The 14,935-nt window shown below is 72.0% G+C and carries 14 protein-coding genes and 2 tRNA genes; 8 read left to right on the forward strand and 8 right to left on the reverse strand.

The window, feature by feature from the left end; all coding sequences use genetic code 11:
- Positions 1–197: 197 nt before the first annotated feature.
- Positions 198–1,151, forward strand: a complete 954-nt coding sequence (locus ACZYRU_RS07110; RefSeq protein WP_488956386.1) for a pirin family protein — start codon at positions 198–200, stop codon at positions 1,149–1,151.
- Between the two features lie 3 nt (positions 1,152–1,154).
- On the opposite strand, the gene ACZYRU_RS07115 is transcribed toward ACZYRU_RS07110, so the two are convergent.
- Complete coding sequence (locus tag ACZYRU_RS07115; RefSeq protein WP_488956387.1) at positions 1,155–2,015, reverse strand: bifunctional helix-turn-helix transcriptional regulator/GNAT family N-acetyltransferase; 861 nt, start codon at positions 2,013–2,015, stop codon at positions 1,155–1,157.
- Between the two features lie 98 nt (positions 2,016–2,113).
- On the opposite strand from ACZYRU_RS07115, the gene ACZYRU_RS07120 reads away from it, so the two are divergent.
- Complete coding sequence (locus ACZYRU_RS07120; protein ID WP_488956388.1) at positions 2,114–5,569, forward strand: SdrD B-like domain-containing protein; 3,456 nt, start codon at positions 2,114–2,116, stop codon at positions 5,567–5,569.
- 54 nt (positions 5,570–5,623) lie between these two features.
- Here the strand turns inward: ACZYRU_RS07120 and ACZYRU_RS07125 are convergent.
- Positions 5,624–5,699 (reverse strand) — tRNA-His (locus ACZYRU_RS07125).
- A 49-nt stretch (positions 5,700–5,748) separates the two neighbouring features.
- A complete protein-coding gene (gene orn, locus ACZYRU_RS07130; protein WP_488956389.1) occupies positions 5,749–6,384 on the reverse strand; it encodes an oligoribonuclease in 636 nt (211 codons plus the stop codon).
- Positions 6,385–6,464: 80 nt separating this feature from the next.
- Here orn and ACZYRU_RS07135 point away from each other — a divergent pair, with 80 nt between their 5' ends.
- The 4 genes from ACZYRU_RS07135 to ACZYRU_RS07150 are packed head-to-tail and all read left to right on the forward strand — an operon-like array spanning position 6,465 to position 9,963.
- A complete protein-coding gene (locus ACZYRU_RS07135; protein WP_488956390.1) occupies positions 6,465–6,974 on the forward strand; it encodes a MauE/DoxX family redox-associated membrane protein in 510 nt (169 codons plus the stop codon).
- The gene (locus tag ACZYRU_RS07140; RefSeq protein WP_488956391.1) at positions 6,974–7,711 is read left to right on the forward strand and encodes a DsbA family protein; all 738 of its coding nucleotides are present in this window, start codon (positions 6,974–6,976) and stop codon (positions 7,709–7,711) included. Before ACZYRU_RS07135 ends, ACZYRU_RS07140 begins: the two co-directional genes overlap by 1 nt.
- A gap of 60 nt (positions 7,712–7,771) precedes the next feature.
- Positions 7,772–8,800: an adenosine deaminase gene (locus ACZYRU_RS07145; RefSeq protein ID WP_488956392.1), complete on the forward strand. Its 1,029-nt coding sequence runs from the start codon at positions 7,772–7,774 to the stop codon at positions 8,798–8,800.
- On the forward strand, positions 8,797–9,963 hold the full coding sequence (locus ACZYRU_RS07150; protein ID WP_488956393.1) for an acyl-CoA dehydrogenase family protein: 1,167 nt from the start codon (positions 8,797–8,799) through the stop codon (positions 9,961–9,963). Before ACZYRU_RS07145 ends, ACZYRU_RS07150 begins: the two co-directional genes overlap by 4 nt.
- A gap of 102 nt (positions 9,964–10,065) precedes the next feature.
- Here ACZYRU_RS07150 and ACZYRU_RS07155 read toward each other — a convergent pair whose 3' ends face one another.
- From ACZYRU_RS07155 to ACZYRU_RS07165, 3 genes are all read right to left on the reverse strand, one after another.
- Positions 10,066–10,872: an ABC transporter ATP-binding protein gene (locus ACZYRU_RS07155; RefSeq protein WP_488956394.1), complete on the reverse strand. Its 807-nt coding sequence runs from the start codon at positions 10,870–10,872 to the stop codon at positions 10,066–10,068.
- A complete protein-coding gene (locus ACZYRU_RS07160; RefSeq protein ID WP_488956395.1) occupies positions 10,869–11,540 on the reverse strand; it encodes a FadR/GntR family transcriptional regulator in 672 nt (223 codons plus the stop codon). Before ACZYRU_RS07160 ends, ACZYRU_RS07155 begins: the two co-directional genes overlap by 4 nt.
- A 162-nt stretch (positions 11,541–11,702) precedes the next feature.
- Positions 11,703–11,779, reverse strand: a tRNA-Arg gene (locus ACZYRU_RS07165).
- A 110-nt stretch (positions 11,780–11,889) separates the two neighbouring features.
- Here ACZYRU_RS07165 and ACZYRU_RS07170 point away from each other — a divergent pair.
- The gene (locus ACZYRU_RS07170; protein WP_488956396.1) at positions 11,890–12,873 is read left to right on the forward strand and encodes a group I intron-associated PD-(D/E)XK endonuclease; all 984 of its coding nucleotides are present in this window, start codon (positions 11,890–11,892) and stop codon (positions 12,871–12,873) included.
- Entirely contained in the window at positions 12,870–13,010 is a 141-nt protein-coding gene (locus ACZYRU_RS07175) for a hypothetical protein (RefSeq protein ID WP_488956397.1), read from the forward strand. The genes ACZYRU_RS07170 and ACZYRU_RS07175 overlap by 4 nt, the downstream gene beginning before the upstream one ends.
- A 9-nt stretch (positions 13,011–13,019) precedes the next feature.
- Here the strand turns inward: ACZYRU_RS07175 and ACZYRU_RS07180 are convergent, their stop codons facing one another.
- The gene (locus ACZYRU_RS07180) at positions 13,020–14,372 is read right to left on the reverse strand and encodes an NAD-dependent malic enzyme (protein ID WP_488957188.1); all 1,353 of its coding nucleotides are present in this window, start codon (positions 14,370–14,372) and stop codon (positions 13,020–13,022) included.
- A 109-nt stretch (positions 14,373–14,481) separates the two neighbouring features.
- Positions 14,482–14,922: a universal stress protein gene (locus ACZYRU_RS07185; RefSeq protein ID WP_488956398.1), complete on the reverse strand. Its 441-nt coding sequence runs from the start codon at positions 14,920–14,922 to the stop codon at positions 14,482–14,484.
- Between the last annotated feature and the right edge of the window lie 13 nt (positions 14,923–14,935).

Here is a 14,935-nt window from a genome sequence, read left to right on the forward strand (position 1 = left end):
GCGTTGCAGACGCTCGACGTGCACCCAGCATGGCTCCCGCCCTAGGTCTGAACGAAGTGGCCTGTGCCATCGCGCGCGCCTCGCGACGCTCGCGACGGCGCCATTGGTCAGGAGGTCCCTAGGGGTGCGGGAATGCCCCGCGGTGGGTTATGGTTGACATGGCAACCAATCCGACCAGCCACCTGGAGGTGGATGCGATGCCCGCCATCACCGTCGACGACCTGACTGTCCTGCCGCGCCTGAAGACGCCGGGGCTCGGCGACCAGCCGCGCCCGGTCTGGCAGGTGACCACCGCTCCGCAGGGCTACGAGGGGGAGGGCTTCCCGGTGCGGCGCGCGTTCGCCGGCATCGACATGAAGCACCTCGACCCGTTCATCATGATGGACCAGATGGGCGAGGTGGAGTACGCGCCCGGTGAGCCGAAGGGCACGCCGTGGCACCCGCACCGCGGCTTCGAGACCGTCACCTACATCATCGACGGCGTCTTCGACCACCAGGACAGCCACGGCGGCGGCGGCAGCATCACCAACGGCGACACCCAGTGGATGACCGCCGGCAGCGGGCTGCTGCACATCGAGACGCCGCCCGAGTGGCTGGTCCAGGCGGGTGGCCTGTTCCACGGCATCCAGCTCTGGGTCAACCTGCCCAGGAGCGACAAGATGAACGACCCGCGCTACCAGGACATCCGCTCCGGCGAGGTCGCGCTGCTGACCAGCGGCGACGCCGGATCGCTGGTCCGGGTGATCGCCGGCACCGTGGACGGGCACGCCGGCCCGGGCTCGACGTACAGCCCGATGACGCTGGTGCACGCCACCATCGAGCCCGGTGCCCGGCTCGACCTGCCGTGGCAGGTCGACTACAACGCGCTGGTCTACGTCCTCAACGGCTCCGGCACGGTCGGTGCCACCGAGCCGAGCCCGGTGCGCGCCGGACAGACCGCCGTCCTCGGGGCCGGGGACTACCTCACCATCACCGCCGACGGCCGCCAGGAGAGCCGCTCGCCGAAGCTCGACGTCATCGTCGTCGGCGGCCAGCCGATCCGTGAGCCGATCGCGTGGGCCGGACCGTTCGTGATGAACACCAAGGCCGAGGTGATGGCCGCCTACGAGGACTTCCAGAAGGGCCGGTTCGGGCTGCCGATCGGCGGCTGACCCTCACAGGGCCTTGCTGAAGAACGCCTCGGCGTACGGGTTGTCGTTGTACCTCGCGACCCGCTCGTAGCCGGAGCGCTCGTACATCGCGATCGCCTCGCGCAGGGTGCCGTTCGTGTCGAGCACGACACGGCGGTGCCCCTGCGCGGCGGCCAGCTCCTCCAGGTGGCGCAGCATCCGCGCGCCCAGCCCCGCCCCGCGCCAGTCGGCGTGCACCCACATCCGCTTGATCTCAGCGGTCTCGTCGTCGATGACCGGGCGGATGCCGCCGTACGCCACTGGTTCGCCGTCCGACGTCGCGACGACGTACGTCGCCCCCGGCTCGGGGCCGTCCGGGCCACCCGGGTCGAAGCCGTCGGGGAAGCGGGCGTCGAGCTCGGCGACGTAGCGCCGCGTCGCCTCCCGCGCCAGCGGGTGGTCGGTCGGCACCTCGTCGAGCCGGACCGTCGCCGCGCGGACCAGCAGGTCGGCGGTCCGTAGCGCCTCGGCGAGCCGCTCCTGCTGGCGCGGGGTCAGCGGCGCGACCAGGCCGGCGGCCCGCTCCTCGGAGCGGCGCTCGAGGTCGTCGTACGCCGCCTCGCCGGCGGGCGTCAGGCGCACGACCCGGCGGCGCCGGTCGGCCTCGTCGGACGCGGTCGCGACCAGGCCCTCGGCCTCGAGGCGGCGCAGCATCCGCGACAGGTGGCCGGAGTCGAGGTCGAGCCGGTCGCGCAGCTCGCGCACGCTCGCCGCGGGGGAGCGGCCGACCTCGAACAGCAGTCGGGACACCGCGAGGGGGCGGCCGGTGCCGAGGAAGGACTCGTCGAGCACGCCGATCCGCTGGGTGTAGGTGCGGTTGAAGCCGCGCAGGACGTCCGTGAGCATTCTCTGACCTTAGTCAGACAAATCCGGCGGGGGCAAGGTCCAAAGATGCGGGTCGCTCCCTGACGCCGTACCGGTCCGCGCTCTCGCAGGCTGGGGCGATGCGTGCATCGACGAGGGTGGCCGTGCTGCTGGCTGCGGCTGTGCTGGTGTCCGGGATCGTGGGGGTCCCGGCGCCGGCGCGGGCGACCAGGGGCGCCCCCAACGACCAGACCTGCCAGCTGGTCGGGCACACCGGCGCCTTCGCCACCGGCTCCTCGATCGTGCCGCTGCCCTCCAGTGCGCTCGGCACCTATGTGTCCGACAACGAGTTCCCGGCCTACTACGCGACGGTGAGCCAGACGGTCTCCGGCGCCCAGACCACCACCCGGCTGCGGGTCTTCACCTACGAGGACCAGACCTCGGTGGTCGACGACACGTTGAGCGGGAGCCTGGTCGGCTTCGGGTTCAGCTCCGACCAGCACACCGTCGTGATGGCAGCCAAGGACAGCGCCACCGGCACCGCGACCTGGCTGGCCTATCGGATGGACGGGGCGGCGCCCGCGACCTCCCTGGTCGCGCCGGTCAACCGCTGGCTGCGCGACGGGGTCACCGAGATGCGGGTCGGGTTCAGCCCGCACCAGGAGTTCATCGCGGCGGCGACCCGGGTCGGGTCCGCCAACGCGTTCGGCATGACCCGGGTGATCGACGCGGTGACCGGTGAGGCGGTCGTCAACGAGCCGACCAGCTACACCCCGACGCCGGCCGACCAGGTCGCCTTCGGCCCCGACGACGGCTTCATCGCCCTGGCTGCCAGCAACAACATCGCGCCCAAGTTCTTCAACGCGGACCGACCCGACCCGGCCGGCAGCGGCTGGCCGGTCCCCGGCAACGGCATCTTCTTCCCGCGGGTCACGTTCGCACCCGACGGGTCCGCGGTCGCCTACGTCCGCTACGACGGCGTCAACCACCAGATGATCGGCACGCTCTACGCGCCGGACGGCTCGGTGATCCTCACCGAGAGCATCCCGGACAACAGCGGCAGCACGACGATCGCCTACCTCAGGCAGGCCGACGGCTACCACCACCTGGTCAACGGCGGTGGGGCCGCGACGCTGCTCGCGCCACCCGTCACCCCGCCGTACGACGGCTGCCCGCCCAGGCTGACCGGCACCCTCGGCTACCTGTCGAGCGGCGCGCTCGACTGGTCGGCGACGACCCGCAGCGACAACATCGCCATCACCGGCTTCCGAGTGCTCGACCACAACGGTGTCGCGATCGACCAGGTCGGGCCGGGGGTGACGCAGTACCAGCTGAAGGGGCTCGCCGTCGGCACGTCGTACACCTTCGGGCTCGTGGCCACCGACGCAGCCGGCAACCTCAGCGCGCCGCTCTGGACGACCTTCACACCCAGCGTCGGGACCCCGGTCGGCCCGTGGACCTGGACGGGCGCGATCGCCAACGCGGCGCCCGGTCTCGACTCCGTCGCGCTCACGCTGCCGAGCATCACCGGGCACGGCGCGCCGGTCGGCTACCGGCTGTACCGCGACGGCACCCCGATCGCGAGCCTCGCCTTCGACCAGCACGCCTTCACCGACACCGGCCTCACCCCCGGCACCGGCTACACCTACCGCCTGCACGCCATCGACGCCGGCGGCAACGAGTCACCCCTCGCGAGCGATCCGACGCGCGCGGTCGTCACCCCGTCACTCACCCACCAGAGCGGCTACCTGATCGACGGCAAGGTGTACGCCGACGCCAACGGCAACGGCGCGCAGGGCCCGGGCGAGCCCGGGCTCGGCACCACCGGTGCCGGCATCCGGGTCAAGGCGGTCACCCTCGACGCCGAGGGCGCGGCGGTGCTGGACCACACGGTCGACGTCGCGGCCGACGGCACCTGGCGCGACAGCTCGACCCCCGCGGGGACCTGGCTGGTCTGGCCCTACGCGGCCGCGGCGGGCGACCGGAGGCCGCTGGTGAGCCCCGCGGCGCCGTACCAGCTGCCGATCGACGCCACGGCCTGGGGCTGGACCGGCGCCGACTACGGCCTCGGGGCTCCTGGCGCGGCGCCCGGGCACCGCGGCAGCCTCACCGCACTGGTCTACCGCGACACCAACGCCAACGGGAAGCAGGACGCGGGGGAGGCGCCCGTGCCCGGCGTAGCGCTGTCGTGCTCGGCCACTGCGGACCCGGTCTCCGACGGGTGCACCGGCACGACCGGCGCCGACGGCCGGACCACCTTCACGAACCTGCCCGACGGCGTCTACCGGATCGACCCGCCGCGCGCCGCGAACCGGTACGCCGTCAACCAGGCCGCCCGCTACGGGCGGGTCGGCGCGGACGGTCCCGGCGCGGTGAAGATCGGCCTGTACGACGCCACCGGCTCGCTGCACGGCAGCCTGGTCGAGGACGTCGACGGCAACGGTACGGCGGACGGCGACCCCGCGCTGCCCGACGAGGCCCTCGGCACGGTGCGGGTCGTCGGCCCCTCGCCCGGCAGCGGGATCGACCTCACCGTGCCCGTGCACGACGGCCAGTGGGCGGTCGGCGGCCTGCCCGCGGGCGACTACACCGTCACCCGGGCCGTCGGCCCGAACGCCGGCTGGACCCTGACCACGCCGGCGACGGCGACGTTCACGGTCGGTCCCGGCACCGTCACGGTGCCGACGGGCGTCGTCGCCCACCCCAACGGCGCCGCCCACGGAACGCTGTACTTCGACCTCGATGCCGACGGCACTCGCGACCCCGGCGAACCGCCGGTCGACGGGATGGAGTTGTGCGTGCGGACCTGGTTCCAGGAGGTGCCGCACTGCGCGACGACCGACGCGTCCGGCGCCTGGCAGGTCAGCCGGGTCGCCGCCTCGGGAGCGCAGTACTCGGAGCTGACCCTGCCGAACCCCGGCCCGTGGTCGCTGGTGCCGGGCTCGCCGGCCCACGTCGGCCTGGTCGCCGGGCAGGACACGCTGAGCGACGTACCGGTCACCCGGGACCTCGCCGCCCTGCCGCCGTGGCGCGCCCCGACCGGCCTGCAGGCGGCGCCGCGGGACGGGGCGGTCGGTCTGACCTGGGTCGCGCCCGCCTCGATCGGCGAGCCCGACCCGACCGGCTACGAGGTGCAGCGCTCGACCTCACCGGCCCGCCCGTGGACGACCCTGGCGACCGTGCCCGTCCCCGCGACGACGTACGACGCCACCGGGCTCGCCAACGGCAGCACCGTCGCCTTCCGGGTCCGAGCGGTCAACGCCGAGGGCAGCGGCCCGTGGAGCGAGGTGGCGACCACCACCCCGGCCGGTCCGGTCGCGGCCGTGCAGGTGCCCGGGCGGGTCGCGAGGCCCACGCTCCGCACGAAGCCGCACCGCAGGATCGTGGCGACCTGGTCGGCGGTGGCGGGCGCGTCGTCGTACGTCATCGAGGTGCGGACCACGCGCGGTGGTCCCTGGCGCACCGTGACCGTGACCGGGCCGCGTGCCGTCGTGCGCGGCAGGCCCGGCAAGAGGACCTGGGTCCGGGTGGCGGCGGTCAACGCGGCCGGGCAGGGCTCCTGGAGCGCGGTCGTCAAGGCCGTGGCCCGGAGGTAGCGGGAGCGAAAAGCGATCCGGCCCCGGTTCCTGAGGAACCGGGGCCGGACTCGTTGGGGTGAGTAACGGGACTCGAACCCGCGACATCCGCCACCACAAGGCGGCGCTCTACCAGCTGAGCTATACCCACCATCGACCCTTGCGAGCCGAGGAAGAGTGTAGAGGCAACCGGTCCCGAATCAGGAATCGGTATCGGTGGTGGACCCGCCGAGACCCGTGATCGAGCCGCCATGACGGGCAGCGGCCTGCTTCGCGGCGTCGGAGTCGGGGCCGGGCAGCGGCACGAAGACGGTGTCGCGGTAGTAGCGCAGCTCCTCGATGCTCTCCTGGATGTCGGCCAGGGCGCGGTGGTTGCCGCGCTTGGTCGGCGCGTTGAAGTACGCGCGCGGGAACCAGCGCTTCGAGAGCTCCTTGATCGAGGAGACGTCGACGATCCGGTAGTGCAGGAAGGCGTCGAGCTCGGCCATGTCGCGGGCCACGAAGCCACGGTCGGTCGCCACCGAGTTGCCGGCGAGCGGCGGGCGGCTGTCGGGGCCGCACTGCTCGCGCAGGTAGGTCATCACCTGCTCCTCGGCCTCGCGCAGCGTCACGCCCTGGTCCAGCTCGGCGAGCAGCCCGGAGGTCTCGTGCATGTTCCGGACGAACTCGATCATCTGGTCGAGCGCCTCCGCGGGCGGCTTGATGATGACGTCGACGCCGTCGCCGAGGACGTTGAGGTCGAAGTCGGTCACCAGCGCCGCCACCTCGATGAGGGCGTCCGCCCCCAGGTCGAGGCCGGTCATCTCGCAGTCGATCCACACGAGTCGTTCGTTCACGAGGGAGGACACTACGCCGTACGTCGGCGGCTCGGGGTGTTCTCAGGAGCCGCTCAGTGGGCCCGGCTAGCCTCAGCGGCATGAGGGACACCGGTCGATCGACGCTCGCCTGGGTGGGTCTGGCGGCCCGCCTGGTGACCGGCGTCGTGTGGATCGTGGCGGGCGGGCTGAAGATCACCGAGCCGTCGGCGAGCATCAACGCCGTGCGCGCCTACCAGCTGCTGCCGTCCTCGGTCGCCGAGGTGGTCGGGATCGCGCTGCCCGCGGTCGAGCTGGTCGTCGGGCTAGCGCTCGTGCTGGGCGTGTTCACCCGGGGCGCCGCCGTGATCTCCGCGTTGCTGTTCGTGGCGTTCATCGTCGGCATCTCCTCGGTGTGGGCGCGCGGGATCGAGATCGACTGCGGCTGCTTCGGTGGCGGCGGGACCAAGGCGGGCGCCGCGTCGGCGTACCCCTGGGAGATCGCCCGCGATGCCGCGCTGCTGGCCGCGTCCCTCCTCGTCGTGTCCCTGCGCCGCACCCGGCTGGCCCTGGACTCCCTGTTGTTCGTCCACCGGCCCGAGGAGCGGGCCACCGAAGGAGCTGTGAGCTGATGTCGTCGAAGGCCAGTGAGCGGGCGCAGAAGGCCGCCGAGATGCGGGCCGCCCAGAAGAAGAGGGAGTCGCGCCGCCGGCTCCTGACGATCGGTGGGGTCGCGCTGGCGATGATCCTGATCGTGGGCGGGGCGATCGCCGTCAGCCTCTGGCAGCAGGACAAGGACCAGAAGAAGCTCGAGCAGGCGGTCAGCGCCGAGAGCGACTACGGCGTCGCGATCGGCCCGAAGGACGCGCCCCACGACGTCGTCATCTACGAGGACTTCCTCTGCCCCTTCTGCGGCCAGCTCGAGAAGGCCACCCGCGACGACCTCGCCCGGCTCGCCGCCGACGGCAAGGTGCGCGTCGAGTACCGGCCCTTCGACCTGCTCAGCAGCCTCGGCGACTACCCGATCCGCGCGACGAACGCGTTCGCACTGGTCCTGGAGAAGTCGGGCCCCGACGTCGCGAAGAAGTTCCACGACCTGCTCTACGAGAACCAGCCGTCCGAGCAGGACCCGGGCGCGGTGACCAACGGCGACCTGGTCAAGCTGGCGGTCGAGGCCGGCGCCACCGAGGGCGACGTCAAGGCCGGCATCGAGAGCCTCTCCCACAAGAGCTGGGTCGACGAGGCGACCGCCGAGGCCGCCAAGGCCGGGGTCACCGGTACGCCGACCATCCTGCTCGACGGCAAGGTCTTCCAGGACGGCCGCACCGTGCAGGAGCTCGCGACCAACCTCGTCTCCGAGCTGGAGTGACCGAGCAGGACTGACCGAACCGGGGTGACCGGGGGTGGGTCCGGCTGGCAGGATCGGCGCGTGCTGAGCAACTTCGTCGCGGGCCTGCCGAAGGCCGAGCTCCACGTCCACCACGTCGGTTCCGCCTCGCCGCGGATCGTGTCCGAGCTGGCCGCGCGCCACCCGGGCACGGTCCCCTCGGACCCGGCCCTGCTGCGCGAGTTCTTCGCGTTCCGCGACTTCGCCCACTTCATCGAGGTCTACATCGCGGTCGTCGACCTGGTGCGTACGCCGGAGGACGTCCGCTATCTCACCTACGAGGTCGCGCGTGAGCTCCACGAGGGCCAGGCGGTCCGGTACGCCGAGCTCACCTGCACGCCGTACACCTCCGTGCTGCCGGACGACCCCGACCGCGGCATGCCGATCGAGGCGTACACGGAGGCGATCGAGGACGCGCGGCTCGCGGCCGAGCGCGACTTCGGTCTGGTGCTGCGCTGGATCTACGACGTCCCGGGGGAGTCCGGGGTGCCGGCGGCGGACGCCACGCTCGGGTTCGCGCTCGACCACCGACCCGAGGGCCTCGTCGCGTTCGGGCTCGGCGGCCCGGAGATCGGGGTGCCGCGCGACTGGTTCATCCCGCACTTCGAGGCCGCCCGGGCCGCCGGTCTGCGCTCCGTGCCGCACGCGGGGGAGACGACCGGCCCGGAGACGATCTGGACCTCGCTGCGTGACCTCGGTGCAGAGCGGATCGGCCACGGCACGTCCGCTGCTGCCGACCCGGCGCTCCTCGCGTACCTCGCCGAGCACCGGATCCCGCTCGAGGTCTGCCCGTCCTCCAACGTCGCCACCCGCGCGGTCGCCTCGCTCGCGGAGCACCCGCTGCCGCGATTCGTGGAGGCCGGCGTCGTGGTGACGATCAACTCCGACGACCCGCCGATGTTCGGTACCACCCTGAACCGCGAGTACGAGATCGCCGCCGACCTGCTCGGTCTCGACGAGGCCGGCGTGGTCGACCTCGCGCTCGCCGGGGTGGACGCGTCCTTCGCCCCCGACCACGTGAAGAGCCGGCTCCGGGCCGAGATCGCGTCGTACGCCGGGGGTGGGCGATGAGCCGGTCGCCGTTCGAGCTGTTCGACATCGACTCCCTCCTCTCCGAGGAGGAGATCGCGATGCGCGCCACCGTGCGGGCGTTCGTCGAGGCGAAGGTGAAGCCGCACGTCGCGGACTGGTACGAGAGTGCCGCGATCCCGGCGCGCGACCTGGCCCGCGACCTCGGCGGGCTGGGCGTGCTCGGCATGCACCTCGAGGGCTACGGCTGTGCCGGGACCTCGGCGACGGCGTACGGCCTGGCCTGCCTGGAGCTCGAGGCCGCCGACTCCGGGCTGCGCTCGCTGGTGTCCGTGCAGGGCTCGCTCGCGATGTTCGCGATCTGGAAGTGGGGCAGCGAGGAGCAGAAGGACGCGTGGCTGCCGCGGATGGCGACCGGCGAGGCGATCGGCTGCTTCGGCCTGACCGAGCCCGACTTCGGCTCCAACCCCGCCGGCATGCGCACCCGCGCGGTGCGTGACGGCGACTCCTGGGTGCTGACCGGCAACAAGATGTGGATCACCAACGGGTCGGTCGCCGACGTCGCGGTGGTGTGGGCGCAGACCGACGAGGGGATCCGCGGGTTCGTCGTCCCGACCTCGACGGAGGGCTTCTCGGCGCCGGAGATCAAGAAGAAGATGTCGCTGCGCGCCTCGGTCACCTCCGAGCTCGTGCTCGACTCGGTGCGGCTGCCGGGGTCGGCGGTGTTCCCCGAGGTCCGTGGCCTGCGCGGCCCGCTGTCGTGCCTCGACGAGGCCCGGTTCGGGATCGTGTTCGGCGCCCTCGGTGCGGCCCGCGACTGCCTGGACACCGCCATCGCGTACGCGAAGGACCGGGAGATCTTCGACAAGCCGCTGGCGGCGTACCAGCTGACCCAGGCCAAGCTCGCCGACATGTCGCTCGAGCTCGGCAAGGGCATGCTCCTCGCCCTGCACCTCGGACGGCTCAAGGACTCCGGTCGCCTCGCCGCGGACCAGATCTCCCTGGGCAAGCTCAACAACGTGCGCGAGGCGATCGCCATCGCACGGGAGTGCCGCACCATCCTGGGCGCGGCCGGGATCACGCTGGAGTACCCGATCCTGCGCCACGCCAACAACCTCGAGTCGGTGCTGACCTACGAGGGCACCAGCGAGGTCCACCAGCTCGTCATCGGCCGCGCACTCACCGGCGAGGCGGCCTTCCGCTAGGAACGAACAAGCCCCACGGGGCTCATACCTCCCGCGGGGCTGGTTCCTTTGTACGACGGGTGCCGGGTGCGCCGGGGGAGGCGCGCCGTTGCTCGCGGACGCTCAGGCGCTGTGCAGGCGGGCCGGCGGCAGCGCGCGGGCCCGCCAGCGGCCGCCGTCGTGGTCGACCTCGATCGGGTGGTCGAAGGTGGCGCTGATGCTCGCGGTGGTGAGCGCTTCGTGCACCGGACCCGCGGCGACCACGCTGCCCTGGGCCAGGAGCAGGGCGTGGCTGGTCGTGGTCGGCAGCTCCTCGAGGTGGTGGGTGACCAACACCGACGCGACCTCGGGCGCCGTGTGGGCGAGCCGGTCGAGCACGGTCAGCAGCTGCTCGCGCGCGGCGACGTCGAGACCGGTCGTCGGCTCGTCGAGCAGCAGCAGCCGCGGCTGTGCGGCGAGCGCGCGGGCGATCAGGGCCCGGCCGCGCTGGCCCTGGGAGAGGTTCGGCCAGCGCGACTCGCGGTGCGCCTCGAGTCCGACCTCGGCGATCAGCTCGTCGACTCGCGTGGTCTGCTCCTCGGTCGGCGTCCAGCGCATCGGCAGCTCGACGGTGCCGGTGATGCCGGTCAGCACGACCTGGCGCACGGTCAGCGCGGCCTGGAGCGGGTGCCGTGGGTTCACGTGGCCGATGTCGCGGCGCAGCTCCTGCAGGTCGACGCGCCCCAGCCGCTTGCCGAGCACGTCGACCGTCCCTGACGTCGGGTGCACCTGCGCGCTGCAGAACCCGAGCAGGGTGCTCTTCCCGGCGCCGTTCGGCCCCAGCAGCGCCCAGTGCTCGCCCGCGCGCACGGTCAGGTCGACGCCGTGCAGGATCTCGCTGCCGCCGCGGCGGAAGACGACGTCGGTGAGGTCGAGGACGGTGCTGCTCATGTCAGGCTCTCCTTGAGCGAGGTGAGGTGGGTGCGGCTCAGCAGGGCCGCGGACGGGGCGTCGCGCTCCGCGATCGCCCGGCACAGCAGGTCGTGTGCGTCGTGGTCGGTGGCGTGGTCGAAGCCCGGGCGCAGCCGCAGCATCTCGACCATCGCGGCCCGGCTGCGCGGCACGAAGCCGTCGAACAGCTCGACCAGGACGGAGTTGTGGGCCGCCACCACGACGGCCCGGTGGAAGGCCATGTCGGCGTCGACGTGCGCCTCGATGTCGGTACGACGTTCGGCCCGGTCGGCCAGCGCCTTCCGGATCGCGCGCAGCTCGGTCGGCGTACGCCGCTCGGCCGCCAGCGCGGCCGCCTCGGCCTCGATCGCCGTGCGCGCCTCGATCACCGTGACGATGTCGGCCCGCCGCAGCACCAGGTCCCAGTCCTCGCGGACGTCGAGCGCGGTCAGGAAGACCCCCGCGCCCTGCCGGGTCGTGAGCAGGCCCCGCCCAGCCAGCTGCCGGATCGCCTCCCGCACGGTTGAGCGCCCGACGCCCAGCTGCGGCGCCAGCGTGGTCTCACCGGGCAGGCGCTGCCCCAGTTGCCACTCGCCCGCGCGGATCCGCGCGAGGAGCAGCTCCGCCGCCTGGTCGGCGAGCGGCTCGCGTCGTACCTGTGCGGGCATGGGGTGCCGCCTTGTCTACTTGTCTGAGGAGTGACGCCGGAAGTCTAGCCGTGCGGTTCAGGATGATCACCACCGTCGCGCCCGACCGCGGCGCCGCCGAGCAGGGCATCGAGCTGGTCACGCACGGGGTGTGCTCGCCACGACACGGTCGTGACTTTCTGTTGGCGCCCCCGGCAGGACTCGAACCCGCAACAAGTGAGGTAGAAGCTCACGACTCTATCCAGTTGAGCTACGGAGGCCTCGGCCAAGGGTAGCCCGCTCATTCGCTCGTCCTGCCTCTGGTCTGGGCATTGTGTCGGACCCAGGCGCGAGTATGACGGTGGTTCGACGACGCGGCTCGGGAGGCGGCATGGCGCACCACGCCAAGGACAAGGGTGACCTCGGCGTTGCCAAGGCGTATGCCGATCTGGTCGGCAAGGGCTATCAGGTTCTCGTCCCCATGACTGAGCACGCGCCCTTCGACCTGGTTGCGTACCGGGACGGTCGATTCCACCGGATCCAGGTCAAGTACCAGAAGTCGGACGCGAGGGGTGCTGTCGAGGTCGCCTTGGTGGCGATCTGGTCCGACCGGAATGGCGTGCGCAAGAGGGCGGTCGACAAGTCCGAGGTCGACATGTACTGCGTCTACTGCCCGGACACGGACGAGTGCTACTACCTCCGGCCCCAGCAGCACGTGGCGTCGGTGACGCTCAGGATCGCCCCCAGCAGGAACAACCAGCGGGCCGGCGTCTGGTTCGCGTCGGACTTCCGCGATTCCGGAATATACCCCTATGGGGTATGGTTCGACCGTCGTGCCACACGGAACGGAGCAGCCATGAACCCCCGCAACGCCATCGCCGCCAGCGCCACCGTGCACTGCCTGACCGGCTGCGCGATCGGCGAGATCGCCGGCCTGATGATCGGTACGGCGGTGGGCCTGTCGAACATGCAGACCATGGCCCTCGCGATCGGCCTGGCATTCGTGTTCGGCTACGCGCTGTCGTCGCTGCCGCTGGTTGGTGCGGGCATGAGCCTGGGCAAGGCGCTCAAGCTGGTGCTGGCCGCCGACACGATCTCGATCATCGTGATGGAGATCGTGGACAACGCGGTGATGGCGGCGATCCCGGGCGCGATGGACGCGGGCCTGGTCGATCCGGTGTTCTGGCTCGGGATGATGATCGCCCTCTCGGCAGCCTTCCTCGCCGCCTTCCCGGTCAACCGCTACCTCATCGACCGGGGCAAGGGCCATGCCCTCCACCACGGCGCCCACGGCGGTCACGGTGACGACGCGGCCCACGCCGAGCACGAGCACCACGCCGACCACCACGCGCACGGATCGGAGCACCACGCATGAACGTCACCACCCTCGCCGCCGGCGTGATCGGGTTCCTGCTCGGCGGACTGGTCGTCTCGACCGCCGCCGAGCTGGAGAAGGACGACGACGGGCCGGCCCACGGGGTGGACCGACCCGCCGTCGTACAGGTGCGCTGAGAGCGGGTATCAGCGAGCGTCGTGATGACCGGCGATCGCGGCGGCCACCGCATGGTGCACCTCGGGGTGGAACACCGACGGCATGATGAACGACGCGTTCAGCTCCTCGTCGCGTACGACGTGCGCGATCGCCGCCGCGGCCCGCAGCATCATCTCCATGGTCACCTCCGACGCCCGGGCGTCGAGGAGGCCCCGGAAGACGCCGGGGAACGCGAGCACGTTGTTGATCTGGTTGGGGAAGTCGGAGCGACCGGAGGCCACGACCGCGGCGAACCGGGCGGCGACCGCCGGGTCGACCTCGGGGTCGGGGTTCGCGAGGGCGAAGACGACCGGGTCGGCGGCCATGGTCTGGATCCACTCGGGCTTGAGGATGCCCGGGGCGCTCACGCCGATGAAGACGTCGGCGCCGACGAGGACGTCCTGCAGCCCACCGGTACGACGGTCGCGGTTGGTCAGCGACGCCAGCTCCTGGTGCGCCTCGGACAGGCCCGCGTCGCCCGCGACCAGCGCGCCGTGGCGGTCGACGACGACGACGTCGTTCACGCCGGCGGCGAGCAGCAGCTTGACGATGGCGGTACCGGCCGCGCCGCCGCCGGAGACGACGACCCGCGCCGTACCGACGTCCTTCTTCACCACGCGCAGGGCGTTGGTGAGCGCGGCGAGAACCACGATGGCGGTGCCGTGCTGGTCGTCGTGGAAGACCGGGATGTCGAGGCGCTCACGTAGCCGGGCCTCGATCTCGAAGCAGCGCGGGGCCGCGATGTCCTCGAGGTTGATCCCACCGAAGCCGGGCGCGATCAGCTCGACCGCGCGCACGATCTCGTCGGTGTCCTGGGTGTCGAGGCAGATCGGCCAGGCGTCGATCTCGCCGAACCGCTTGAACAGCGCGGCCTTGCCCTCCATCACCGGCAGCGCGGCCCCGGGGCCGATGTTGCCGAGGCCGAGCACGGCCGAGCCGTCGGTGACGACGGCGACCGCGTTGCCCTTGATAGTGAGGCGGCGGACGTCCTCGGGGTTCTCGTAGATGGCCATCGACACCCGGCCCACGCCGGGCGTGTAGGCCAGTGACATGTCGTCGCGGGTGCGCAGCGGCACCTTGGAGGCGACCTCGATCTTGCCGCCGAGGTGGATCAGGAAGGTCCGGTCGGAGACCTTGTGGACCTCGACGCCCTCGACCGCGGCCACGGCGGCCTGCAGCTCGGCGGCATGCTCGGCATCGGCGGCCGAGCAGGTGACGTCGACGGTGAGCCGGTGCGCGCTCGACTCGGCGACGTCGATCGCGGTCACCATCCCGCCCGCGTCGGCGATCGCAGTGGCGACCTCGCCCACGACACCGTGGTCGACGGTGGTGTGCAGGCGCATCGTGATGGAGTACGACGAGGCAGTGGCGGTCTTGGAGGGCACGGCCCCAGTCTCGTCCCGCCCCGGGGTTACTCGGAAGTCGCAGACAACCCCGGGGGCGTGAGACGGACTACTTGGTGTGCGTGTGGGCGACGTACACGTCGCACGAGGCGTGCGCCGCGACGTCGCGCGCGATGCTGCCGAGCACCCGGCCGGCGATGCCCTGGACCCGCTTGTTGCCGACCACGATCAGGTCCGCCCCCAGCGCCTCGGCGGTCGCGACCAGCGCCTCACCGGGCTTGCCCTCGGCGGCGCCGCTGGTGATCTCGATGTCCGGGTACGCCCCGCGCAGGGTCGTCGTGATCTTGGCGGCGACGTCCTCGGCATCCTTCTCGGAGCTGAGGTACATCGTGTCGCTGCCGATCTTCACGGTCTCCTGCTCGAACTTCCCGTACGCGGACACCACGTGCAGCCGCGCACCCAGCGCGCCGGCGAGCACGGCGGCTCGCTCGGCCGCCGCCGTCGCGGTCTCGGTGCCGTCCACCCCGGTCACGATCGTCTTGTCCGCCATCGCTCTCTCCTGT

The organism is Nocardioides sp. F233, assembly GCF_057813895.1.

What these genes read in the sequence shown, in the direction of transcription:
- ACZYRU_RS07110 (WP_488956386.1), top strand. Translation starts at nt 198, where the DNA reads ATGCCCGCCATCACCGTCGACGACCTGACTGTCCTGCCGCGCCTGAAG.
- ACZYRU_RS07115 (WP_488956387.1), bottom strand. Translation starts at nt 2,015, where the DNA reads ATGCTCACGGACGTCCTGCGCGGCTTCAACCGCACCTACACCCAGCGG.
- ACZYRU_RS07120 (WP_488956388.1), top strand. Translation starts at nt 2,114, where the DNA reads ATGCGTGCATCGACGAGGGTGGCCGTGCTGCTGGCTGCGGCTGTGCTG.
- ACZYRU_RS07135 (WP_488956390.1), top strand. Translation starts at nt 6,465, where the DNA reads ATGAGGGACACCGGTCGATCGACGCTCGCCTGGGTGGGTCTGGCGGCC.
- ACZYRU_RS07140 (WP_488956391.1), top strand. Translation starts at nt 6,974, where the DNA reads ATGTCGTCGAAGGCCAGTGAGCGGGCGCAGAAGGCCGCCGAGATGCGG.
- ACZYRU_RS07150 (WP_488956393.1), top strand. Translation starts at nt 8,797, where the DNA reads ATGAGCCGGTCGCCGTTCGAGCTGTTCGACATCGACTCCCTCCTCTCC.
- ACZYRU_RS07155 (WP_488956394.1), bottom strand. Translation starts at nt 10,872, where the DNA reads ATGAGCAGCACCGTCCTCGACCTCACCGACGTCGTCTTCCGCCGCGGC.
- ACZYRU_RS07160 (WP_488956395.1), bottom strand. Translation starts at nt 11,540, where the DNA reads ATGCCCGCACAGGTACGACGCGAGCCGCTCGCCGACCAGGCGGCGGAG.
- ACZYRU_RS07170 (WP_488956396.1), top strand. Translation starts at nt 11,890, where the DNA reads ATGGCGCACCACGCCAAGGACAAGGGTGACCTCGGCGTTGCCAAGGCG.
- ACZYRU_RS07175 (WP_488956397.1), top strand. Translation starts at nt 12,870, where the DNA reads ATGAACGTCACCACCCTCGCCGCCGGCGTGATCGGGTTCCTGCTCGGC.
- ACZYRU_RS07180 (WP_488957188.1), bottom strand. Translation starts at nt 14,372, where the DNA reads ATGCGCCTGCACACCACCGTCGACCACGGTGTCGTGGGCGAGGTCGCC.
- ACZYRU_RS07185 (WP_488956398.1), bottom strand. Translation starts at nt 14,922, where the DNA reads ATGGCGGACAAGACGATCGTGACCGGGGTGGACGGCACCGAGACCGCG.